This window comes from Azospira sp. MPR-E4 (assembly GCF_058809645.1).
This window is the reverse complement of sequence record NZ_JBXAST010000014.1, coordinates 19433-39860: the sequence shown is the minus strand read 5'-3', so window position 1 is coordinate 39860 and position 20428 is coordinate 19433. Positions and strand designations below refer to the sequence as shown.

Here is a 20428-nt window from a genome sequence, read left to right as displayed (position 1 = left end):
AGCGGTGGCTGTCTCCTGGCCGGGGCTGCAACTTGTCCGCATCCACCCCGAACTATAAGAAGCGAGGAGACATGAGCATACTAAAAACCCAACTCAATCCCCGGTCCGAGGACTTCCAGCACAACGCCGATGCCATGGCGGGGCTGGTGGCGGACCTGCGCCAGCAGATGGCCCGCATCGCCCTGGGCGGGCCGGAGGCGGCGCGGCAGAAGCACATCGCCCGGGGCAAGCTGCTGCCCCGGGAGCGGGTCAGCGCCCTGCTGGACCCGGGCACTCCCTTCCTGGAGATCGGCCAGCTGGCGGCCCACGGCATGTACGGCGGCGACGTGCCGGCTGCCTCGGTGATCGCCGGCATCGGCCGGGTCAATGGCGTGGAGTGCATGATCGTCGCCAACGACGCCACGGTGAAGGGCGGCACCTACTACCCCATGACCGTGAAGAAGCACCTGCGGGCCCAGGAGATCGCCCTGGAGAACCGCCTGCCCTGCATCTACCTGGTGGATTCGGGCGGAGCCTTCCTGCCCATGCAGGACGAGGTCTTCCCGGACAAGGAGCACTTCGGCCGCATCTTCTTCAACCAGGCCAATCTCTCGGCCCAGGGCATTCCCCAGATCGCCGCCGTGATGGGCTCCTGCACCGCCGGCGGCGCCTACGTGCCGGCCATGTCCGACGAGTCCATCATCGTCAAGGAGCAGGGCACCATCTTCCTCGGCGGCCCGCCCCTGGTGAAGGCCGCCACTGGCGAGGTGGTGACGGCGGAGGACCTGGGCGGGGCCGACGTGCATACCCGCGTCTCCGGCGTTGCCGACCATTACGCCGAGAACGATCAGCACGCCCTGGCCATCGCCCGGCGCATCGTCAAGAACCTCAACTGGCAGAAGCAGCCCTCGGTCAGCCTCAGCGAGCCGGTGGAGCCCCTCTATGCCGCCGAGGAGCTGTACGGCGTCATCCCCACCGACACCAAGAAGCCCTTCGATGTGCGCGAGATCATCGCCCGCATCGTGGACGGTTCCGACTTCGACGAATTCAAGGCCCGCTACGGCACCACCATCGTCTGCGGCTTCGCCCGCATCTGGGGCTACCCGGTGGGGATCGTCGCCAACAACGGCATCCTCTTTTCCGAATCGGCCTTGAAGGCCGCCCACTTCATCGAGCTGTGCGCCCAGCGCAACATCCCCCTGGTGTTCCTGCAGAACATCACCGGCTTCATGGTGGGGCGCAAGTACGAGAACGGCGGCATCGCCCGGGACGGGGCCAAGATGGTGACCGCCGTGGCCACCGCCAAAGTGCCCAAGTTCACCGTGGTCATCGGCGGCTCCTTCGGTGCCGGCAACTACGGCATGTGCGGCCGGGCCTACTCGCCCCGCTTCCTCTGGATGTGGCCCAATGCCCGCATTTCGGTGATGGGCGGCGAGCAGGCTTCCAGCGTGCTGGCCACGGTGAAGCGGGACGGCCTGGAAGCGGCAGGCAAGCAGTGGAGCGCGGAGGAGGAGGAGGAATTCCGCCGCCCCATCCGCGAGCAGTACGAAACCCAGGGCCACCCCTACTACGCCAGCGCCCGCCTGTGGGATGATGGAATCATCGATCCGGCGGACACCCGCCGGGTGCTGGGCCTGGGGCTCTCGGCGGCCATGAATGCGCCGGCGGAAGAGACCCGGTTCGGCGTATTCCGCATGTAACGCACAGGGAGAACAAGACCATGACCTTCAGCTCCATCCTCATCGAAGTGGACGGCCCCGTCGGCATCCTCACCCTCAACAAGCCGGACCGCCACAACGCCTTCGACGAGACCCTGATGGCGGAAATCACCGCCGGCTTGAAGCAGCTGGAAGCCGACCCGGCGGTGCGGGTGGTGGTGCTCTCCGCCACCGGCAAGAGCTTCTGCGCCGGGGCCGACCTCAACTGGATGAAGCGGGCCGCCGGCTACACCCCGGAGCAGAACCTGGCCGACGCCGGCAATCTGGCGGAACTGCTGCGCACCCTCAACACCCTGGCCAAGCCCACCGTGGCCCGGGTCCAGGGCCCCGCCTACGGCGGCGGGGTCGGCCTGGTGGCCGCCTGCGACGTGGCGGTGGCCAGCTACGACGCCATGTTCGCCCTGACGGAAGTGAAGCTGGGCCTCATTCCCGCCGTCATCAGCCCCTACGTCATCGCCGCCCTGGGCGAGCGCCAGTGCCGCCGCTACTTTCTCACCGCCGAGCGTTTTTCTGCCGCCGAAGGCTACCGCCTGGGGCTGCTGCACGAGATCGTGCCGAGCGAGGAGCAGCTGGACGAGGCCGTGGGCGAGATCGTGGACAAGCTGCTGAAGAACGGCCCCGCCGCCCAGGCCGCGAGCAAGGAGCTGATCCGGGCCGTGGCCAACCAGCCCATCGACGATGCCGTGATCGCCGACACCACCCGGCGCATCACCGCCATGCGGGCCTCGGCGGAAGGCCGGGAAGGCATCGCCGCCTTCCTGGAGAAGCGCAAGCCCCACTGGATCACCGACTGAAGCCGCACCCCACCCCAACATGCCCAAGCCCCCGCGCCTAGACGGGGGCCCGGAGGAGACAAGATGTTCAGCAAGATCCTGATTGCCAACCGCGGCGAGATCGCTTGCCGCGTCATCAAGACCGCCCGCCGTCTGGGCATCCGCACCGTGGCCGTCTATTCCGAGGCCGATGCCAACGCCCGCCATGTGCGCCTGGCCGACGAGGCGGTGCTGCTGGGCCCGGCTGCGGCGCGGGAATCCTATCTGGTGGCCGAGAAGATTCTCGACGCCGCCCGGCGCACCGGCGCCCAGGCCATCCACCCGGGATACGGCTTCCTCTCCGAGAACGCCGATTTTGCCGAGGCCTGCGCCGCCGCCGGCGTCGTCTTCATCGGCCCGCCCGCCTCCGCCATCCGCGCCATGGGCTCCAAGAGCGCCGCCAAGGCCCTCATGGAAAAAGCCGCCGTGCCCCTCACCCCGGGCTACCACGGCGACAACCAGGAGCCGGAATTCCTCAAGCAGCAGGCCGACGCCATCGGCTACCCGGTGCTGATCAAGGCTGCCGCCGGCGGTGGCGGCAAGGGCATGCGCCTGGTGGACAAGGGCGAGGACTTCATCGCCGCCCTGGCCTCCTGCCGGCGGGAGGCCCGTTCCTCCTTCGGCAACGACCAGGTGCTGGTGGAGAAGTACATCACCCGGCCGCGCCACATCGAAATCCAGGTCTTCGGCGACAGCCGGGGCAACTGCGTCTATCTCTTCGAGCGGGACTGCTCGGTGCAGCGCCGCCACCAGAAGGTGCTGGAAGAGGCCCCGGCGCCGGGCATGACGCCGGAGCGCCGCCGCCAGATGGGCGAGGCCGCCGTGGCCGCCGCCAAGGCCGTCGGCTACGTCGGTGCCGGCACCGTGGAATTCATCGCCAACCAGGACGGCTCTTTCTACTTCATGGAGATGAACACCCGCCTCCAGGTGGAGCACCCCGTCACCGAAATGATCACCGGCCAGGACCTGGTGGAATGGCAGCTGCGGGTCGCCGCCGGCGAAGCCCTGCCGCTGCGCCAGGAGCAGCTGCAGATCCGCGGCCATGCCCTGGAGGCCCGCATCTACGCCGAGGACGCGGGCAAGGGCTTCCTCCCCTCCACCGGCCGCCTGCTGCACCTGGTACCGCCGGCCGAGGGCCTCAATGTGCGGGTGGACACCGGCGTCGAGGAGGGCGACGAGATCACGCCCCACTACGACCCCATGATCGCCAAGCTGATCGTCTGGGACGAGGACCGGGAGGCCGCCCTGGCCCGCATGCGCCAGGCCCTGGCCGACTACCGGGTGGTGGGCGTCACCACCAACATCGACTTCCTCTCCCGCCTGGTGTCCTGCCCCGCCTTCGCCGGCGCCGACCTGGACACGGGCCTGATCGAGCGGCAGCAGGACTTCCTCTTTCCCGAGAGCCCGGAAGTGCCGCGGGACGTCATCCTCACCGCCACCGTGGCCGAGCTGCTGCGGGAGCGGGAACAGGCGGCCCAGCAGGGCCGGCGCAGCGGCGATCCCTGGTCGCCGTGGAACCGGCGCGACGGCTGGCGCATGAACATTGCCGCCCGCCGCACCGTCAGCTTCCGGGTCGGCGAGACCCAGGTGGACGTGGGCGTGGCCTATGCCGGCGAGGACTGGCAGCTGATCCTGCGCAACGACACGCTGCTGGCCCGGGGCCGCCTGCTGGCCCACGACCGGCTGGCGGTGGAGCTGGAAGACCGGCGCCTGATGGCCAGCGTGGTGGCGGTGGGTGAGAAACGCCACGTCTTCCTCAACAGCGGCACCTACGTCATCGAGCGCCACGATCCCCTGCACCTGGTGGAAGCCGGCGGCGCCCAGGGCGGCGGCCTCACCGCCCCCATGCCGGGCAAGGTGGTGGCCCTGCTGGCCCAGCCGGGGCCGGTGGCAAAGGGAACGCCCCTGCTGATCCTGGAGGCCATGAAAATGGAGCACACCATCACGGCGCCGAAGCAGGGCAATCTCAAGGGCTTCCGCTATGCCGTTGGCGAGCAGGTGGCCGACGGGGCCGAGTTGGTGGATTTCGCGCCGGAAGCGGCGGCCTGAACGGAGCATACCCCGGAGATCGGCGACAGTAGCCATTCTCCGGGGATGGTGCCGCAACAATAAGGCTTGGCGCGCGTCCCGGGGCTGCTATGATGGCGGATAGTCTTCGCCGGTTTTGCACCCCAGGAACGGGGCCCTGGTCCGCCCGCCCCTTGAGCCGTTCAGGTTTCCTCAGGTATGCCGCCACCATGCTGAAAAAACTTGCCAGACTGTTCCTCCTCCACGAGCCGGAAGCGCCCGAACTGGGCGAGCCGGTGTGGCGACAGAGTGCGCTGCGCATCATCCTCATCTCCGGCATCTGCCTCGAGTTTCTGGTGGCGGCCCACAGTTCCTGGCAGGCCATCGGCCTCGGGCTGTACCACATCCCCGTCATCGTCACCGGCTTCTACCTGCTGCTGGCCGCGGCCATCTATGCCGCCCTGCGCAACGTGCGCCTGGGTGCCGGCTTCCTGCTGCTCACCATCTACGCCGCCAGCCTGCACATCCTCTTCTTCGTCGACGTCTTCGAGATAGCCAAGCTCGGCATCATCTTCGCCTACAGCGCGCCCCTGGTGGCCCGCCTGTTCTTCGGCATGCGCTCGGCCGTGCTCATGATGCTGCTCAACACCCTGCTCTTCGCGGTGCTGCTGCGCAACCAGCCCCTGCTCAATCCCCTGGGGCCCCAGTACTCCATCACCCTGCCCGAGAGCCACGCCTACATCCAGACCCTGGTCTTCCTCTTCTTCAACCTGTGCGTGCCCCTGGCCGTCTTCCGCGCCCTCCAGGCCCTGGAATTCCGCGGCGTGCAGCTGGCGGTGAGCAATCAGCGGCTGTCCCGCAGCAACAGCGTCTTCCGCGACATGTTCGACCACTCCGGCATGGCCCTGCTCATCTGCGGCCGCGGCGGCCACATCATCAAGGCCAACACCCAGGCGGCCCAGCTCCTGGGGGTGAGCAGCGAGCAGCTGGAAGAGGGGCAGAACATGCAGCGCTACCTGGGCATCTGGGGCCGCAAGCCGGAAGAGCTGGGGGGCGAGCGCCAGGTGCGGCGCCCCGACGGCCAGCTGCGCTGGGTCACGGTGCAGCCCCGGCGCCTGGAGCACGACGGCAATTTCCTGGTCATCCTGCGGGACGACACCCCCCTGCGGGAAGCCAAGCTGGCCCTGGCCCGCAGCGCCGCCAACGCCTCCTACCTGGAACTGCATGACACCCTCACCGGCCTGCCCAACCGGCAGTACCTGCGCCAGCGTTTCGAGGAACTGGGCCAGGCGGGGGAGGAGCGGGCCTGGGCCCTGCTCAACCTGCGCCTGACCAATCTGCGGGCGGTGAACGACCGCCTCGGTCCGGCCATCGGCGACGCCCTGCTGCGGGCCTACGGCCAGGCCCTGGCGGAGCACCTGCCGGCCGACGCCTTCCTGGCCCGCACCGCCGGGGTGACCTTCGCCCTGCTGCTGCCCCTGGAGCCGGGGGAGGCGCCCGAAGCCCGGGCCCGGGGCCTGCTGCAGCAACTGCCCCGGGAGCTGGCCCTGCCCGACAGCGGCCTGGCGGTGCCGGTGCCGGTGGCCGTGGGCGTCACCGCGGCGCGGCTGGATGAGGGGGCGGACGAGGCCCTGCAGCGGGTGCAGACGGCCCTGGAGCTGGCGCGCAACCTGCCCGAAGGCAGCGTCGCGGTGCTGGATCAGGAAATGGAGCAGCGCCACCACCGCCAGCTGGACCTGGAACTAGCCCTGCGGGAACTGGACGACAGCGGCCTGGAGCTGGTGTACCAGCCCAAGTGCCTGGCCGACGGCAAGGTGCTGGGCTTCGAGGCCCTGCTGCGCTGGCAGCATCCGCGCCTGGGGGCGGTGAGCCCGGCGGAGTTCATTCCCCTGGCGGAGCGCACCGGCCTCATGCACCGCCTCACCGATTTCGTCCTGGAGCAGGTGTGCCGCCAGCTGCAGCGCTGGCAGGGCGAAGGCTGCCGCCTGCTGCCGGTGGCCATCAACCTGTCGGCCCTGGACATCGTCCGTCCCGACATCGTGCACCGCCTGGGGGAGACCCTGGCCCGGCACCACATTCCGCCGGCCCTGGTGGAGATCGAGATCACCGAGACCGGCCTCATCCGCGACGAACGGCTGGCGGTGGAGAATGCCCAGGCCCTGCGGGAGCGGGGCTTCGCCCTGCTCATCGACGACTTCGGCACCGGCTATTCCTCCCTTTCCAAGCTCAACGAATTCCCCGTCTCCGCCATCAAGATCGACCGCTCCTTCATCGCCGACCTGCCCGGCCAGGAGAAGAAGGCCCTGATCGTCAAATCCATCCTGTCCCTGTCCCGGGTGCTGGGCTGCGCCACCGTGGCCGAAGGGGTGGAGACCCGGGAGCAGCTCGACTTCCTCACCGCCCTGGGCTGTACCGCCTACCAGGGCTATTACTTCCACCGTCCCCTGCCGGCCACCACCGCCGGCGGCCTGCTGGAGCGGCAGCCGGGGCCCGCCCCCGGCGAGGCCCTCATGTCGCCCCAGCCGGCCTGACCCTAGCGGAGACTGACCATGCCCCTACCCACCCACGTCAAGATCGTCGAGGTCGGCCCCCGGGACGGCCTGCAGAATGAAAAGCAGGTGGTGCCCACGGCGGTGAAGATCGAACTGATCGAACGCCTGGCCGCCGCCGGCCTGCCGGCGGTGGAGGCCACCTCCTTCGTCTCCCCCAAGTGGGTGCCCCAGATGGGGGACAACAGCGAGGTGCTGCGCGGCATCCGCCAACAGCCCGGGGTCGCCTACCCGGTGCTGACGCCCAACCTGAAGGGCTTCGACTCGGCGGTGGAGGCCGGGGCCACCGAGGTGGCCATCTTCGGTGCCGCCTCCGAGGCTTTTTCCCAGAAGAACATCAACTGCTCCATCGCCGAAAGCCTGAAGCGCTTCGAGCCCATCGTTGCCGCCGCCTCGGCCCTGGAGATCAAGGTGCGGGGCTACGTCTCCTGTGTCGTCGGCTGTCCCTACGAGGGCGCCGTGGCACCGGAGAAGGCCGCCGAAGTGGCGAAGATCCTCTACGACATGGGCTGCTACGAAGTCTCCCTGGGCGACACCATCGGCGTCGGCAATCCGGCCAGCGTTTCCCGCCTGCTGGAGGCCTGCGCCCGCCACGTGCCCATGGCCAAGCTCGCCGGCCACTACCACGACACCTACGGCATGGCCGTGGCCAATATCTACGCTTCCCTGCAGCTGGGCCTGGCGGTGTTCGACGCCTCCGTCGCCGGCCTGGGCGGCTGCCCCTACGCCAAGGGCGCCTCGGGGAACGTGGCCACGGAAGACGTGGTCTATCTGCTTGAGGGCCTGGGCATCAGCACCGGCATCGACCTGCAGCGGCTGGTGGAAGCCGGCGCCTTCATTTCCGCCCACCTGGGGCGGGAGTCCGCCTCCAAGGCCGCCCGGGCCCTGCTGGCCAAGTGCGCCGGCTGAAACGGAACCCCCCGTAGCGGGCCGGGTCTACCCCGGCCCCTTTTTTGTCGGACGAGACTGTCATGGCCGTTGCCTCACCCTGCATCAACATCTGCCAGATGGACGCCGCCTCCGGCCTGTGCCGGGGCTGCCTGCGCACCCTGGAGGAAATCGCCGCCTGGGCCGGCGCTGCGGACGAAGCGCGCCTGGCCGTGCTGGCTGCGGTGGAAGCGCGCCGGCAGGCCCAGGAATCCCCAGCTGCTGCCGCCGGCAGCAGCCATCAGTGAGTCTGCCATGAGCGAACAGGACAATCCCTGCATCGGTATCTGCACCATGGAGGACGGCTACTGCATCGGCTGCGGCCGCAGCGAGGCCGAGATTTTCGGCGACGGGGATCCGGTGCCGGTCCCCCAGCCGTTGCCGCCGGCTGAGCCGGAGGCGCCCCTGCCGGCCAATGTGCAGGCCGAACTCGGCCCAGGCAGCGACTGATGGCATCCTCCCGATCCGTGGCGCCGCCGCCCCGGCTGCCCGATTCCCTGCTGGTGCTGGAGCGGGGCTGGCTCTCCTCCAACAACGTCCTCTGCATCGAGGATGAAGAAGCGGCCCTGGTGGACAGCGGCTACGTCACCCACGCCGCCCAGACCCTGGCCCTGGTGGAAAAGGCCCTGGACGGTCGCCGCCTGACCCGTCTCATCAACACCCACTCCCACTCCGACCACATCGGCGGCAATGCCGCCTTGAAGCACGCCACCGGCTGCCGGGTGCTGGTGCCCGCCGGCATGGCGGCGACCATCGCCGAGTGGGACGAGGAGGCCCTGCTGCTCTCGCCCCTGGGACAGCAGGCGGCCCGCTTCCAGCACGACGCCACCCTGGCCGCCGGCGACCGGCTGACCCTGGGCGGCCTGGAATGGCAGGCCCTGGCCGTGCCCGGCCACGACATGGACGCCCTGGCCTATTTCAATGCCGACCAGGGCATCCTCATCTCCGGCGACGCCCTGTGGCAGGACGGCTTCGGCGTCATCTTCGCCGAATTGCTGGGAGGCGACGGCCTGCGCACCACCCGCCAGACCCTGGACATGCTGGCCGCCCTGCCCATCCGGGCGGTCATTCCCGGCCACGGCGCCCCCTTTGCCGACATCGGCGAAAGCTTCGAGCGGGCCTATTCCCGCCTGGCCGGCTTCGAGAGTTCCATCGAACGCCTGGCCCGTCACGCCCTCAAGGTGATGCTGGTCTTCTACCTGCTGGAAAAGCGCCGGGTACAGCGCCGCGAACTGCCGGGTCTCATCGCCAGCCTCAGCTTCCCCCGCTCCGTGGCCGCCCGCTACCTGGCCATGGACGAGGAGGAAACGGCGGAATGGCTCACCGCCGACCTGCTGCGGGCCGGCGTGCTGCAGGAAGAAGAGGGCTGGCTGGTGGCGCGTTAACCTGGCTTTACGTTTCTGGCATGACTTCTGCATGGAAGTCGGGCATGAGCCACCCGCGGCAGACTTTGCCGCGCCGCCAGGAGACGATTGATGAGCACCACCTCTGCCCTTGCCGCAGTCAGCGGCTATGCCAGCATTAGCCGCATTTCCGCCGCAGCCCTGGGCCGCCAGCGGGATACCGCAGAGGCCGCCTCCACCCCGGCGGCAGCGGCGCCCAGTGCCAGCGTGACCATTTCCAGCGCCGCCCGGGAGGCGGCAAGAAATGACACCGGCCAGGGCCTGAAGCTGCCGGATGCGGAGTACTGGATGAGCCGGGACTTTCCCGAGGACATCATGGCCGAAGCCCGGGGCCGGCTGGAGCAGCGCCAGCCGGTCCCCGGCGGTGGTTATCTGCCGGACAGCGTCGCCAACCTGCCCCTGCTGCCGGAGAACGAGGCCCTGTTGCAGCAGTTCCGCCAGGAGATGAAGGAAATCGGGCACAACAATCCGGACCCGGAAAAGCAGGCCCGCTTCAACCGCCTGCTCAATCTGTCGATGAAGGTCCAGATCGATGGTTGGAAGGCGCCCATGACCGAAGCCGACGCCCAGCGCGAACTGGACATTTCCCGGGCCACGGGTGTCTTGATGGCGGATCAGCCGCAAGCGGAGCCGGCGGCCGGGGACGACACGCCCCGGGGCTGGGACCCCATGGCTGGCTGGAAGACCCGCTGGCAGCAGGAAGGATTGGAAATGCCCGAAGTGACGGAGGCGGCGACGCCCCAGCGTTCCCTGTGGCTGCAACTGGCCGAGGGGGCCGGCATCGCTCAGGATGAGTTTGTCGCCCGGGCCCGGGAACTGGCATCCGGCCTGTCCGGCAATGATCTGACCCGGGCCCTCGAGCAGTTCATCAGCGACCGTTACGTGGCCTTCCGCGCCAGCCAGGAAGGGGCAGCGGCCTAGGCCGGCTTGAGGGCGGTCTCGGCCAGGCTGACCCAGTAGGAAATGCCCACCGCCAGGGCCTCGTCGTTGAAGTCGTAGTGGGGGTTGTGCAGGGTGCAGCCGCCGGTGCCCGGGCCGTTGCCCAGCCAGACGTAGCAGCCGGGCTTTTCCCGCAGCATGTAGGCGAAGTCTTCGGCGCCCATGGAGGGCAGGGCGTCGGTGATGACCCGCTCGTGGCCCAGCACGGCCCGGGCTGCGTGGCGGCAGACTTCGGTTTCGGGGCCGGAATTGACCGTGGGCGGATAGCGGTGGTCGAAGGTGACGCCGATCTGGGCCCCGGTGGCGGCGGCGACGCCGCTGACCAGGCGCTCGATGGCCCGCTCCACGGTTTCCTGCACTTCCGGCTTGAAGGTGCGGATGGTGCCGCGCAGGATGGCGTCGTCGGGAATGATGTTCCAGGCCGAGCCGGCGTGGAACTGGGTGACCGAGACCACCGCCGATTCACAGGGATGCAGGGTGCGGCTGACCACGGTCTGCAGGGCCTGCACCAGCTGGCTGCCGGCGACGATGGGGTCCACCCCCTGGTGGGGCATGGCGGCGTGGCAGCCGTGGCCGCGGATGGCGATCTCGAAGGCGCAGGTGCCGGCCATCACCGGGCCGGGCATGATGGCCATCTCCCCCAGGAGAATGCCGGGCCAGTTGTGCAGGCCGTACACCGCATCCACTGGGAATTTCTCGAACAGGCCGTCCTCGATCATGACGGCGGCGCCGCCTTCCGACTCCTCGGCGGGCTGGAAGATGAAGACCACGGTGCCGTCGAAGTTGCGCTGCTCCGCCAGCCAGCGGGCCGCCCCCAGCAGCAGGGCGGTGTGGCCGTCGTGGCCGCAGGCGTGCATCTTTCCTTCATGGCGGGAGCGGTGGGGGAATTCGTTTTTCTCCTCCAGGGGCAGGGCGTCCATGTCGGCGCGCAGGCCGATGGCGCGCTTGGAGCTGCCATTCCTGAGGACGCCGACCACACCGGTTCTGGCGATACCCCGGTGCACCTCGATGCCGTAGCGTTCCAGCTCCCGGGCCACGATGTCGGCGGTGCGGCTCTCGTCGAAAGCCAGTTCCGGATGGGCGTGGATGTCCCGGCGCAGGGCGGTCAGTTCGGGCAGGAAGGGAATGCTGAGCAGGTGCATGGCGATGAACTTGCGTGACGGTCGGTGATCGAACCGGGGCCCGACAGTGTATGCCGCTCCGGCTTGATCGCGAAAGCCCCCGCCGCTATGCTCCGGGGACCGGGCCCACACCGGCCCGCCCTTTATACCTCCGCCTTCCGATTGCTCTCCGCCCCCATGCATCTGGTCCTCATCTCCGGCCTCTCCGGCTCCGGCAAGTCCATCGCCCTCAACGTCCTCGAAGACGGCGGCTACTACTGCGTGGACAACCTGCCCTCGGAGCTGCTGCCCCAGCTCATCGACTCCCTTTCCGCCCAGGGCTACAGCAAGGTCGGGGTGGCCATGGACGTGCGCGGCGGCGCCGGCATCCGGGAGCTGCCGCGGCTCCTGGATAGCCTCAAGGCCAAGGTGGAGCTGCGCTTCCTCTTCCTCGACGCCAAGGACGAGACCCTGCTCAAGCGCTTCTCCGAGACCCGCCGCCGCCATCCCCTGGCCACCGAGTCCCGCACCCTGGTGGAGGCCATCCGGGAGGAGCGGGAACTGCTGGAAGAGATCGCCCTGCTCGGCCACCACATCGACACCAGCGACCTCAAGGCCGCCACCCTGCGCGACTGGGTGCGCCAGTTCATCGCCGCCGACGCCAGCCACGGCCTGACCCTGCTGTTCCAGTCCTTCGGCTTCAAGCACGGCATTCCCCTGGACGCGGACCTGGTCTTCGACGTGCGCTGCCTGCCCAATCCCCATTACGACCCGGACCTGCGCCCCCTCACCGGCCGCGACCAGCCTGTGATCGACTACCTGGAAGCCCAGGAGGACGTGGGCCGCATGGCGGCGGACATCTTCCATTTCGTTTCCCAGTGGCTGCCCAGCTATGTGCGCGACAGCCGCAGCTATCTGACGGTGGCCGTGGGCTGCACCGGTGGCCAGCACCGCTCCGTGTACCTGGCCGAGTGGCTGGCCCGTCAGTTCCGCGACGGCGAAGACGAGGGCGGCAACGACGGCCTGCGGGTGTTGCTGCGTCACCGGCAGTTGTCCGATGCCGCCAAGTGAGCCGGCGGCGGCGGCCGCTCCCTCCCTGGGCCAGCGCTGGCAGGAATGGCGCCACCTGCTGCGTCCCGGCGACTGGCTTACCCTGGGCCTGGGGGCCATGCTCTGCGCCGGCCTCTTTCCCCTGGCCTGGCAGGGCGGGGCGGCGGAAAAGGCGGTGGTGCGCAGCGGCGGCCAGGTCTTTGCCGAAGTGGATTTGAAACAGCGCCGCACCCTGGAAGTGCCCGGCCCCCTGGGCCGTACCGTCATTGCCGTGGAGCCCGGCCGGGCCCGCGTCGCCGCCGACCCCGGGCCGCGCCAGTACTGCGTGCGCCAGGGCTGGCTGGCCCGTCCCGGCGAGATCGCCATCTGCGCCCCCAACCACGTCAGCCTGCAGATTGCCGGCCGCACTTCCGCCTATGACTCCCTCAGCTACTGACGCGGGCTGCCGCCGGGTGCTGCGCATTCCCCTCAGCGCCGAGGACCACCGCATCGCCCGCCTGGCGGCGGCGGCCATCGGCCTCTCCCTCATCGACGCCGCCATTCCCACGCCCCTGCCCGGGGTCAAGCCGGGGCTGGCCAACATCGTCACCCTCATCGTCCTGGCCCGCTGCGGCTGGCGGGCTGCTGCCTGGGTGACGGGCCTGCGGGTGCTGGCCGGCAGCCTGCTGCTGGGGCAGTTCCTGGCTCCCGGCTTCTTCCTTTCCGCCACCGGCGCCCTGTTCAGCCTGCTGGCCCTGGGGGCGGCGCGGCACCTGCCGGGGCGCTGGTTCGGCCCGGTCAGCCTGTCGGTGATTGCCGCCTTCGCCCACATGGCCGGGCAGATCCTCCTGGCCCGGGCCTGGCTCATCCCCCATGACGGAGTCTTTCTCCTGGCGCCCCTGTTTGCCTGCGCCGCCCTTTTCTTCGGCACGGTGAATGGCCTCGTCGCCGCCCGTTTTCTCTCCACCCCCCTGGCGGCCGAAGCGGCCCCCGCGGAGCCCGCCCATGTCTAAGACCGTCTGCCTCGCCTTCACCGGCGCCTCCGGCCTGCCCTACGGGGTGCGCCTGCTGGAATGCCTGCTTGCCGCCGGCTGCCGCGTCCAGCTGCTTTACTCCCAGGCTGCCCAGATCGTCGCCAAACAGGAGATGGACCTGGAGCTGCCCTCCCGGGCCCAGGAGGTGGCGGCCTATTTCCGCCAGCGCCATGCCGACCTGCCGGGGCGCCTGGAGGTGTACGGGCGGGAGGAATGGTTCGCCCCGGTGGCCTCCGGCTCCAATCCGCCGGACGCCATGGTGGTCTGCCCCTGTTCCATGGGCACCCTGGCGGCCATCGCCCAGGGCCTCTCGGACAACCTCATCGAGCGGGCCGCCGACGTGGTGCTGAAGGAGCGCCGCCTCCTGGTGCTGGTGCCCCGGGAGACGCCCTTTTCCGCCATCCACCTGGAGAACATGCTGCGCCTGTCCCGGGCCGGGGCGGTGATCCTGCCGCCCAATCCGGGCTTCTACCATCACCCCCAGAGCGTGCAGGAGATCGTGGATTTCGTCGTCGCCCGCATCCTCGACCAGCTGGCGGTGCCGCACCGGCTCATGGCCCGCTGGGGCGAAGCCGGGGAGGAGGGCTGATGGGCTGGCTGGAACGACTGCTGGGCAAGGAGCCCGCCGGCCAGGCGGCCCCCGAGGTGCTGGAAATCCCCCTCTTTCCCCTGCACACGGTGCTGTTTCCCGGCGGCGTGCTGCCCCTCAAGGTGTTCGAGCAGCGCTACCTGGACATGGCTAGCGACTGCATGAAGAACAAGCGGCCCTTCGGCGTCTGCCTCATCGCCGAGGGCAAGGAAGTGGGCGCCCCGGCGGCGCCCCACGGGGTCGGCACCCTGGCCTTCATCCGCCAGTGGGACATGCCCCAGCTGGGCATCCTGCATCTCACCGTGGCCGGCGACCACCGCTTCCGCATCCTGGAACGTGAAACCCAGGCCGACGGCCTGCTGCGGGCCCGGGTGGAAGTGCTGGAGGAGGCGCCCTTCACTCCGGTGCCGGAAGGGCTGGCGCCCCTGGTGCCCCTGCTGGAACAGATCGCCGCCGACCTGGGGCCGGAGCGCCTGCCCCCGCCCCACGCCTTCGACGACGCCAGCTGGGTCGGCTACCGCCTGTCCGAGGTCATGCCGGTGCAGCCCCTGGCCCAGCAGAAGCTGCTGGAACTGGAAGACCCGGTGTCCCGCCTGGAAATCCTCTACAAGTACCTGGCGCCCAAGGGCCTGGTGTCCTAGGCCGCCCCCGTCGTCGCCGTGACCGTTCCTGCCGCTTTCCCCTGGCGCCTGGTGCTGCTCTGCTGCGGTGCCGAGATCCTCACCATGCTGGGTTTCGCCCTGGTGCCGACCCTGCTGCCCACCTTCACCGCCGAATGGGGGCTCTCCGCCACCGAGGGCGGCTGGCTCGGTGGTGTCTTCTTCCTCGGCTACATCACCGCCGTGCCCCTGCTGGTGAGCCTCACCGACCGCTACGATGCCCGTCGCATCTACCTCCTGGCGGCCAGCCTCTCCGCCCTGGCCCTGGCCGCCTTCGCCCTTTTCGCCCGGGGCTTCGTGCCCGGCCTGCTGTGCTGGCTGGTGGCCGGCTTCGGCCTGGCCGGCACTTACATGCCGGGCCTGCGGGCCCTCACCGACCGCCTGCCGGTGGCTTTCCAGTCCCGGGGCACGGCCTTCTACACCGCTTCCTTCGGCACCGGCGCCGGCCTTTCCTACCTGCTGCTGGAAGGCCTGGGCCGCCTGCTGCCCTGGCCCCTGCTGTTTGCCCTGGCGGCAGCGGCGGTGGCCGCCGCCGTGGCCCTGATCGCCTTCGCCCTGCCGCCCAAGCTGCCTGTCACTGCCGCCGGCAGCGGCGACGGCGGTTGGCGCAGCGTGCTGCGGGACCGGCGCATCCTGGCCTTCTGCGGCGCCTACTGCGGCCACAACTGGGAGCTGTTCGGCTTCCGTTCCTGGCTGGTGGCTTACCTCACCTGGTCCCACCTGCAGACGCCCTCGGCCCTGACGGCGGCTCCGGGCATCGTCGCCGCCCTGGCCACCTTCCTCGCCGTGCCGGCCAGCATCCTGGGCAACGAGGGCGCCCATCGCTGGGGCCGCACCGTCTGGCTGCGCCGGGTGATGAACCTGTCCGCCGCCATGGCCCTGCTGGTGGCGCTGATGGGCAATGTGGGCGGCCACGGCTGGTGGGCCATGGTGCTGCTGCTGGCCTACGCCGCCACCATGAACCTGGATTCGGCCGCCATGACCGCCGGCCTGCTCACCGAAACGCCGCCGGACCGGCGCGGCAAGGCCCTGGCCCTCTACGCCTGCATCGGCTTCGCCGGCGGCTTCGTCGGCCCGGTGGCCTTCGGCATGGCCCTGGACGCCTTCGGCCGGCACGGGGTCGGCGGCTGGAGCGCCGGCTTCGTCACCCTGGCCCTGGGCATCGGCCTGGCCCGGCTCAGCATCGGCCTGGTGGATAAAAAGGGGCCGGCGGCGACCTGAGCCTGAAGAAAGGCACGCCCCAATGCAAAAGGCCTGACGCAAGGTCAGGCCCGATGGGGTGGGGACGGCGTGGCCTTAGCCGCGGCCGAGGCGGCGGTTGGCCGCATCCTCGAGGCGCTGCTTTTCGGAGAGGACCTTGGTGGCGTAGGTCTGGTCCTCGTCCCGGGTGGCGCCGGCAAACTGCTGCAGGCCTTCCATGAGGCCGCCGTTGCGGCGGATGGCCTCTTCCAGGGCCAGGGAACCGACCCGCACATTGGTTACCGGGTCCAGCAGGGGCGCCTTGCCGGCGTTGGCCGGCAGCTTGTCCTTGTGGAAGCGGGGGATCACCTGCATCAGGCCCTGGGCACCCATGACACTCTGGGAGAAGGGATTGAAACGGGATTCGACGCCGATGACGGCGACGATCAGCAGGGGGTCCAGGCTCAGTTCCTGGCTGGTGCTCTGCACGGCGTGGAAAATGGGACGCAGGGCATCGGCGGAAACCCGGTAACGCTGGGCCACATAGCCCAGGGCCGCCCGCATGCGGGGGCTGAGGGGCTCGTCGGCAGCGGGGGCGGGAGCGATGGCGGCCAGGGCCGGGGCCTGGATCACCTCGGCGGCGGCGACGCCGGCCTCGGTTTCGGCTTCGGCCGTGTTTTCGGCGCCGTTCAGTGCGTTTTCGGCGAACAAGGGGCTGGCCGTCACCAGCAGGGCCAGGACGGCCACCACCAGACAGACCTGCAGCAGGTTGAAGGCGCAACTGACGCGCCGGGACATGTACTTGAGCGAGAAGGTGGAAGACATGCGCTCTCTCTCCTTTCCTGTGGCCACCGCGTCGACAACCTCGGGACGCGAATACGGTGACAGTGGGGTTCAAGAAATCGGGAGGCGGCAGAAGCGCCTCCGCAGTCGGCCCGGTTGGAGGGAAGGGCAGTCGCCTCAGCAGAGGGGAGGCGGGTAAGGGACCGACTGAAAAAAATAACGCCGCGAAGCGGCGATGTGCGCACTATATTGATTCTATTGGGATTTGTCAAGAATGACCGGCATCCCGCACCAATGCAGGCCTTGCCGGGCGGGGCCGTTGCAGGCGCCGCCGGTTGGCCGCCGTTCCCGGGACCGGTACAAAAAAGCCCGGCCGGAGCCGGGCTTGGTCGGGAGCACAGACATGCCTCAGAGGCTGAAGCGCTGGGTGTCCCGTTGCAGATTGTCGGCGGCCGCCACCAGCTTGGCGGCCCGCTCCAGATTGGCCTGGGCGGCATAGCCGGTCTCTTCGGCCATGCTGGCCACCTGCTCGATTTCCCGGGCGATGCTTTGGGCTGCACCGGACTGTTCCCGGGTGGCGCCGGCAATGTCCTGGATGGCGTTGCTGACCTGGGCCGAGCGCTGGGAAACCCGGGTCAGGGCCTCTTCCAGCTGGCGGGAGGCCTGGACCGAGTCGGCAGCCCGGGTCACGGCCTGGGCGATGGTGTCCTGCACCGTGTTCACGCCCACGCCCACTTGGGAGAGGATGCTGGAGATTTCCTGGGCGGTATGGCCGGACTGCTCCGCCAGCTTGCGCACCTCGTCGGCTACCACGGCGAAGCCGCGGCCCGCTTCGCCGGCCCGGGCCGCCTCGATGGCGGCGTTGAGGGCCAGCAGGTTGGTCTGTTCGGCGATGCCCTTGATGGCGGAGAGGGCGTGCTCGATTTCCTGGGAACGACGCCCCAACTCGCCTACCTGCTCTGCCGAATACCGCACGGCATCGGCGGTCTGGCCCATGGCGCTGATCGCCTGGCTGACCGTGCCCAGGCTGGAGTCGGCCACCTGGCGTGCCTCTTCGGTGAGGGCCAGGGCCGCCTGGGCGCTCTCGGCCACCAGGTGGATGCTGGCGGAAAGCTCCTCGGCGGAAGCCGACATGGAGGCGGCCGCTTCGCTCTGGCTGGCGGTGGCGCCGTTGAGTTCGCCCGAGGCGTCGGAGATTTCGGCGGCGGTGCCGTTCAGGGTCTGGCTGGTGCTCTGCAGATTGGCGATCAGGCCACGGATGGCGGTGATCGCCTGGCCCAGGGCGCGGGACAGCACATCCACCTCGTTGCGGCTGGCCTCGGCGCCCCGGAGCTGCACCGACAGGTCGCCGTCGCCCAGGCGGTTGGCGGCTTCCACCACGGCGGTGACCGGCTTCAGGCGCTGCTGGGCGAGGAGGGCGATGGCCAGCATGAGGGCGATGCCGAGTACCAGGGCCAGGGCCAGCACCTGGTTGCGCAGGGCCAGGGTGTCTTCGGTGAATTCGTCGGTCCAGGAGCCGATGGCGGCGATCCAGTGCAGCTCGGGCAGTTCCTTGACCACCACGATCTTGTCCCGCTCCCGGCCCTCCTTGTCCTTCCACTTGTATTCCACCACCCCGTTGCGCTTGGCGTTGAGCAGGTCGGTGACGTGCTTGGCCATGGGGCCGGCCTCGCCGGTCTTCTTGCCTTCCAGGGTGGGGTGGATGATGTAGACGCTCTCCGTCTGGTCGCCGTAGGGCTGGGAAATGATGTAGGGGTAGCCGCTCTTGCCCACCGTCAGGCCCAAGAGCTTCTTCTTCAGCAGGGCAATGTTGTCCTCCGCGTCCAGGCGCAGGGTGATGCCCCCCAGGACCTTGCCGCTGTCGTCCTTGATCGGCATGGCGGCCAGGGCGTACATCTTGCCGTTGCGCTGGATGGTGCCGGCGTAGGGCTCGCCCCGGTTGAGGTAGGCCACGTATTCCTCCTTGTCGGAGAGGGCCTCGCCGTTGCGGGATTCGCCGGCCGCGTTCTTGAGCAGGGTGGCGCCCCGGTAGTAGCGCTCGCCGCTGCGGATGACGAAGGACGGCTCCCGGCCCGGGTTGGCCTTGCGGTAGGCCTCCAGCAGGGGGGTGTTGCCGTTGATGGGCGTATTGCCCAGCAGCAGTTCCGGCAGCTGCTCCCTGCCGGTGGCGATGCTGCGGCCGCTGGCCCGGATGTGTCCGTCCAGGGAGCGCTCGAACACCCGCAGGTTGTCCAGGGCCCGCAGTTTCAGGGTCTCCTGGGCGAATTCCAGGGTGGTGACGATGAGGGCAGTCTGCTCCTGCAGGGACTGCTCGGTCTGCTTGATGGCGGCCTCGCGGGCCAGGTAGGTGACGACGCTGCTCAATACGGCAACCATCACGGCCACGGCAATGGCGGCTGCCACCAGGATCTGCCTGGATAACGGGAAATTTTTCATGAAAGGCTCGGCGATGCTTCTTGTTTGTTATTGGAAAGCCTCGCGGATGAACACCTCCCTGCACCGCGAAGCCGGGCGCTTTTTAACACGCCCCCAGGCCCCGCCGTTATGCACTAGTTAATAGATTGAACTGACGAAAGCTGACCGGGAGCTGGCCAGGAAGCGGCGCCCAGACTAGAACAGCGGTGCTTGCAGCAGCTTGCGCAGGGGCGTCGGCAGGGCCGCCGTGGCCATGTCCTGCCAGGGCAGCCATTCCCAGCCCGGCTCCCCAGCCGTGGTTACCGGTGCCACCTGGCACAGCAGGGGCGTCAGTTCCAGGCGGAAGTGGGTGAAGGTGTGGCGGATCGGCGGCAGGGCCTGCTCCGCCTGCAGTTGCAGGCCCAGGCCGAGGGCCAGGCTGGCCGCGCTTTCCCCCGGCGCCAGCTCGGGCAGGGCCAGCAGGCCGCCCCAGATGCCGCTGGGGGGGCGGCGCTGCAGCAGCAGGCGCGGGCCGTCGCTGAAGATCACCGCCGTCACCCGGCGCTCCGGGATGACCTTGCCCGGCCGGGCCTCCGGCAGTTCCTCCTGGCGCCCCTCGCGGCGGGCGACGCAGATTTCCTGCATGGGGCAGATGGCGCAGGTGGGCTTGCCCCGGCTGCACAGGCTGGCCCCCAGGTCCATGATGCCCTGGGTGTAGATCTCGATCTCGCCCGGGCCGTGGGGCAGCAGGGACTCGGCCAGCTGCCACAGGCCCTTCTCCACCTTGGGGGTGCCGGGAAAGCCGCTGACGCCGAAACAGCGGCACAGCACCCGCTTGACGTTGCCGTCCAGGATGGCGCCCCGCACCCCGTAGGCGAAGGCGGCGATGGCCGCCGCCGTGGAGCGGCCGATGCCCGGCAGTTCGGCGATGCGCTCCGGCTCCCGGGGGAAGCGGCCGCCGTGTTCCGCCATCACCCGCACGGCGCAGGCGTGCAGGTTGCGCGCCCGGGCGTAGTAGCCCAGGCCGGCCCACAGCTCCAGCACCCGCTCCACGGGCGCCGCCGCCAGGTCCGCCAGGGTCGGGAACTCGGCCAGGAAGCGGGCGTAGTAGGGCATCACCGTGGTCACCTGGGTCTGCTGCAGCATGATTTCCGAGAGCCAGATGGGATAGGCGTCCCGGGTCTGCTGCCAGGGCAGGTGGTGGCGGCCGTGGCGCTTCTGCCAGGCGATCAGGCGGGGGGCGAATTCGGCGACGGGATCGGGGGCGGTCTTGGGCACGGGCTGCTCGGGACTGATGGGAAAGCGTTCAAGGGCGCCATTCTACCGC

General features: G+C 69.4%; 19 protein-coding genes. 15 read left to right on the top strand and 4 right to left on the bottom strand.

Going from position 1 to position 20428, the window contains the following annotated elements; all coding sequences use genetic code 11:
• The first annotated feature begins 71 nt into the window (after window positions 1–71).
• From AC1RTA_RS06585 to AC1RTA_RS06545, 9 genes are all read left to right on the top strand, one after another.
• Window positions 72–1679, top strand: a complete 1608-nt coding sequence (locus AC1RTA_RS06585) for a carboxyl transferase domain-containing protein (protein ID WP_492784300.1) — start codon at window positions 72–74, stop codon at window positions 1677–1679.
• Window positions 1680–1699: 20 nt separating this feature from the next.
• Entirely contained in the window at window positions 1700–2491 is a 792-nt protein-coding gene (locus AC1RTA_RS06580) for an enoyl-CoA hydratase/isomerase family protein (RefSeq protein ID WP_130459530.1), read from the top strand.
• 63 nt (window positions 2492–2554) lie between these two features.
• The gene (locus tag AC1RTA_RS06575) at window positions 2555–4558 is read left to right on the top strand and encodes an acetyl/propionyl/methylcrotonyl-CoA carboxylase subunit alpha (RefSeq protein ID WP_492784299.1); all 2004 of its coding nucleotides are present in this window, start codon (window positions 2555–2557) and stop codon (window positions 4556–4558) included.
• A gap of 188 nt (window positions 4559–4746) precedes the next feature.
• Window positions 4747–7047 carry a putative bifunctional diguanylate cyclase/phosphodiesterase gene (locus AC1RTA_RS06570; RefSeq protein ID WP_492784298.1) on the top strand — a complete coding sequence of 767 codons (2301 nt, stop codon included), beginning with the start codon at window positions 4747–4749 and terminating at the stop codon, window positions 7045–7047.
• Window positions 7048–7065: 18 nt separating this feature from the next.
• Window positions 7066–7974 (top strand): hydroxymethylglutaryl-CoA lyase, encoded by a 909-nt coding sequence (locus AC1RTA_RS06565; protein WP_205230633.1) that lies wholly within the window; start codon window positions 7066–7068, stop codon window positions 7972–7974.
• A gap of 62 nt (window positions 7975–8036) precedes the next feature.
• Window positions 8037–8240 carry a DUF1289 domain-containing protein gene (locus AC1RTA_RS06560; protein ID WP_492784297.1) on the top strand — a complete coding sequence of 68 codons (204 nt, stop codon included), beginning with the start codon at window positions 8037–8039 and terminating at the stop codon, window positions 8238–8240.
• A gap of 7 nt (window positions 8241–8247) precedes the next feature.
• Window positions 8248–8442 carry a DUF1289 domain-containing protein gene (locus AC1RTA_RS06555; protein ID WP_492784296.1) on the top strand — a complete coding sequence of 65 codons (195 nt, stop codon included), beginning with the start codon at window positions 8248–8250 and terminating at the stop codon, window positions 8440–8442.
• Window positions 8442–9377 (top strand): MBL fold metallo-hydrolase, encoded by a 936-nt coding sequence (locus tag AC1RTA_RS06550; protein WP_492784295.1) that lies wholly within the window; start codon window positions 8442–8444, stop codon window positions 9375–9377. The genes AC1RTA_RS06555 and AC1RTA_RS06550 overlap by 1 nt, the downstream gene beginning before the upstream one ends.
• Before the next feature lie 90 nt (window positions 9378–9467).
• Window positions 9468–10316: a hypothetical protein gene (locus tag AC1RTA_RS06545; protein WP_492784294.1), complete on the top strand. Its 849-nt coding sequence runs from the start codon at window positions 9468–9470 to the stop codon at window positions 10314–10316.
• Here the strand turns inward: AC1RTA_RS06545 and AC1RTA_RS06540 are convergent.
• Window positions 10313–11476 (bottom strand): M20 aminoacylase family protein, encoded by a 1164-nt coding sequence (locus AC1RTA_RS06540; protein WP_492784293.1) that lies wholly within the window; start codon window positions 11474–11476, stop codon window positions 10313–10315. The genes AC1RTA_RS06545 and AC1RTA_RS06540 overlap by 4 nt on opposite strands.
• A 156-nt stretch (window positions 11477–11632) precedes the next feature.
• Here AC1RTA_RS06540 and rapZ point away from each other — a divergent pair, with 156 nt between their 5' ends.
• The 6 genes from rapZ to AC1RTA_RS06510 are packed head-to-tail and all read left to right on the top strand — an operon-like array spanning window position 11633 to window position 15966.
• Window positions 11633–12505: an RNase adapter RapZ gene (gene rapZ / locus AC1RTA_RS06535; RefSeq protein ID WP_014236096.1), complete on the top strand. Its 873-nt coding sequence runs from the start codon at window positions 11633–11635 to the stop codon at window positions 12503–12505.
• Complete coding sequence (locus AC1RTA_RS06530) at window positions 12492–12920, top strand: NusG domain II-containing protein (protein ID WP_416243357.1); 429 nt, start codon at window positions 12492–12494, stop codon at window positions 12918–12920. The genes rapZ and AC1RTA_RS06530 overlap by 14 nt, the downstream gene beginning before the upstream one ends.
• Window positions 12901–13476: a Gx transporter family protein gene (locus AC1RTA_RS06525; protein ID WP_492784292.1), complete on the top strand. Its 576-nt coding sequence runs from the start codon at window positions 12901–12903 to the stop codon at window positions 13474–13476. The genes AC1RTA_RS06530 and AC1RTA_RS06525 overlap by 20 nt, the downstream gene beginning before the upstream one ends.
• Window positions 13469–14086, top strand: coding sequence for a flavin prenyltransferase UbiX (locus AC1RTA_RS06520; protein ID WP_492784291.1), 618 nt, complete (start codon window positions 13469–13471; stop codon window positions 14084–14086). The genes AC1RTA_RS06525 and AC1RTA_RS06520 overlap by 8 nt, the downstream gene beginning before the upstream one ends.
• Entirely contained in the window at window positions 14086–14727 is a 642-nt protein-coding gene (locus AC1RTA_RS06515) for an LON peptidase substrate-binding domain-containing protein (protein ID WP_130459520.1), read from the top strand. Before AC1RTA_RS06520 ends, AC1RTA_RS06515 begins: the two co-directional genes overlap by 1 nt.
• A gap of 18 nt (window positions 14728–14745) precedes the next feature.
• The gene (locus AC1RTA_RS06510) at window positions 14746–15966 is read left to right on the top strand and encodes an MFS transporter (protein WP_152090280.1); all 1221 of its coding nucleotides are present in this window, start codon (window positions 14746–14748) and stop codon (window positions 15964–15966) included.
• Window positions 15967–16041: 75 nt separating this feature from the next.
• Here the strand turns inward: AC1RTA_RS06510 and AC1RTA_RS06505 are convergent, their stop codons facing one another.
• The 3 genes from AC1RTA_RS06505 to mutY all read right to left on the bottom strand — a co-directional run bounded on the left by AC1RTA_RS06505 (window position 16042) and on the right by mutY (window position 20379).
• The gene (locus tag AC1RTA_RS06505; RefSeq protein ID WP_130459518.1) at window positions 16042–16749 is read right to left on the bottom strand and encodes a transglycosylase SLT domain-containing protein; all 708 of its coding nucleotides are present in this window, start codon (window positions 16747–16749) and stop codon (window positions 16042–16044) included.
• 366 nt (window positions 16750–17115) lie between these two features.
• Window positions 17116–19110, bottom strand: a complete 1995-nt coding sequence (locus tag AC1RTA_RS06500) for a methyl-accepting chemotaxis protein (RefSeq protein WP_492784290.1) — start codon at window positions 19108–19110, stop codon at window positions 17116–17118.
• Window positions 19111–19317: 207 nt separating this feature from the next.
• Window positions 19318–20379 (bottom strand): A/G-specific adenine glycosylase, encoded by a 1062-nt coding sequence (mutY, locus tag AC1RTA_RS06495; protein WP_492784289.1) that lies wholly within the window; start codon window positions 20377–20379, stop codon window positions 19318–19320.
• Window positions 20380–20428 lie beyond the last annotated feature (49 nt).

Excerpts from the sequence above, each read along its gene's own strand:
- AC1RTA_RS06585 (WP_492784300.1), top strand. The coding sequence starts at position 72 with ATGAGCATACTAAAAACCCAACTCAATCCCCGGTCCGAGGACTTCCAG.
- AC1RTA_RS06580 (WP_130459530.1), top strand. The coding sequence starts at position 1,700 with ATGACCTTCAGCTCCATCCTCATCGAAGTGGACGGCCCCGTCGGCATC.
- AC1RTA_RS06575 (WP_492784299.1), top strand. The coding sequence starts at position 2,555 with ATGTTCAGCAAGATCCTGATTGCCAACCGCGGCGAGATCGCTTGCCGC.
- AC1RTA_RS06570 (WP_492784298.1), top strand. The coding sequence starts at position 4,747 with ATGCTGAAAAAACTTGCCAGACTGTTCCTCCTCCACGAGCCGGAAGCG.
- AC1RTA_RS06565 (WP_205230633.1), top strand. The coding sequence starts at position 7,066 with ATGCCCCTACCCACCCACGTCAAGATCGTCGAGGTCGGCCCCCGGGAC.
- AC1RTA_RS06560 (WP_492784297.1), top strand. The coding sequence starts at position 8,037 with ATGGCCGTTGCCTCACCCTGCATCAACATCTGCCAGATGGACGCCGCC.
- AC1RTA_RS06555 (WP_492784296.1), top strand. The coding sequence starts at position 8,248 with ATGAGCGAACAGGACAATCCCTGCATCGGTATCTGCACCATGGAGGAC.
- AC1RTA_RS06550 (WP_492784295.1), top strand. The coding sequence starts at position 8,442 with ATGGCATCCTCCCGATCCGTGGCGCCGCCGCCCCGGCTGCCCGATTCC.
- AC1RTA_RS06545 (WP_492784294.1), top strand. The coding sequence starts at position 9,468 with ATGAGCACCACCTCTGCCCTTGCCGCAGTCAGCGGCTATGCCAGCATT.
- AC1RTA_RS06540 (WP_492784293.1), bottom strand. The coding sequence starts at position 11,476 with ATGCACCTGCTCAGCATTCCCTTCCTGCCCGAACTGACCGCCCTGCGC.
- rapZ (WP_014236096.1), top strand. The coding sequence starts at position 11,633 with ATGCATCTGGTCCTCATCTCCGGCCTCTCCGGCTCCGGCAAGTCCATC.
- AC1RTA_RS06530 (WP_416243357.1), top strand. The coding sequence starts at position 12,492 with ATGCCGCCAAGTGAGCCGGCGGCGGCGGCCGCTCCCTCCCTGGGCCAG.
- AC1RTA_RS06525 (WP_492784292.1), top strand. The coding sequence starts at position 12,901 with ATGACTCCCTCAGCTACTGACGCGGGCTGCCGCCGGGTGCTGCGCATT.
- AC1RTA_RS06520 (WP_492784291.1), top strand. The coding sequence starts at position 13,469 with ATGTCTAAGACCGTCTGCCTCGCCTTCACCGGCGCCTCCGGCCTGCCC.
- AC1RTA_RS06515 (WP_130459520.1), top strand. The coding sequence starts at position 14,086 with ATGGGCTGGCTGGAACGACTGCTGGGCAAGGAGCCCGCCGGCCAGGCG.
- AC1RTA_RS06505 (WP_130459518.1), bottom strand. The coding sequence starts at position 16,749 with ATGTCTTCCACCTTCTCGCTCAAGTACATGTCCCGGCGCGTCAGTTGC.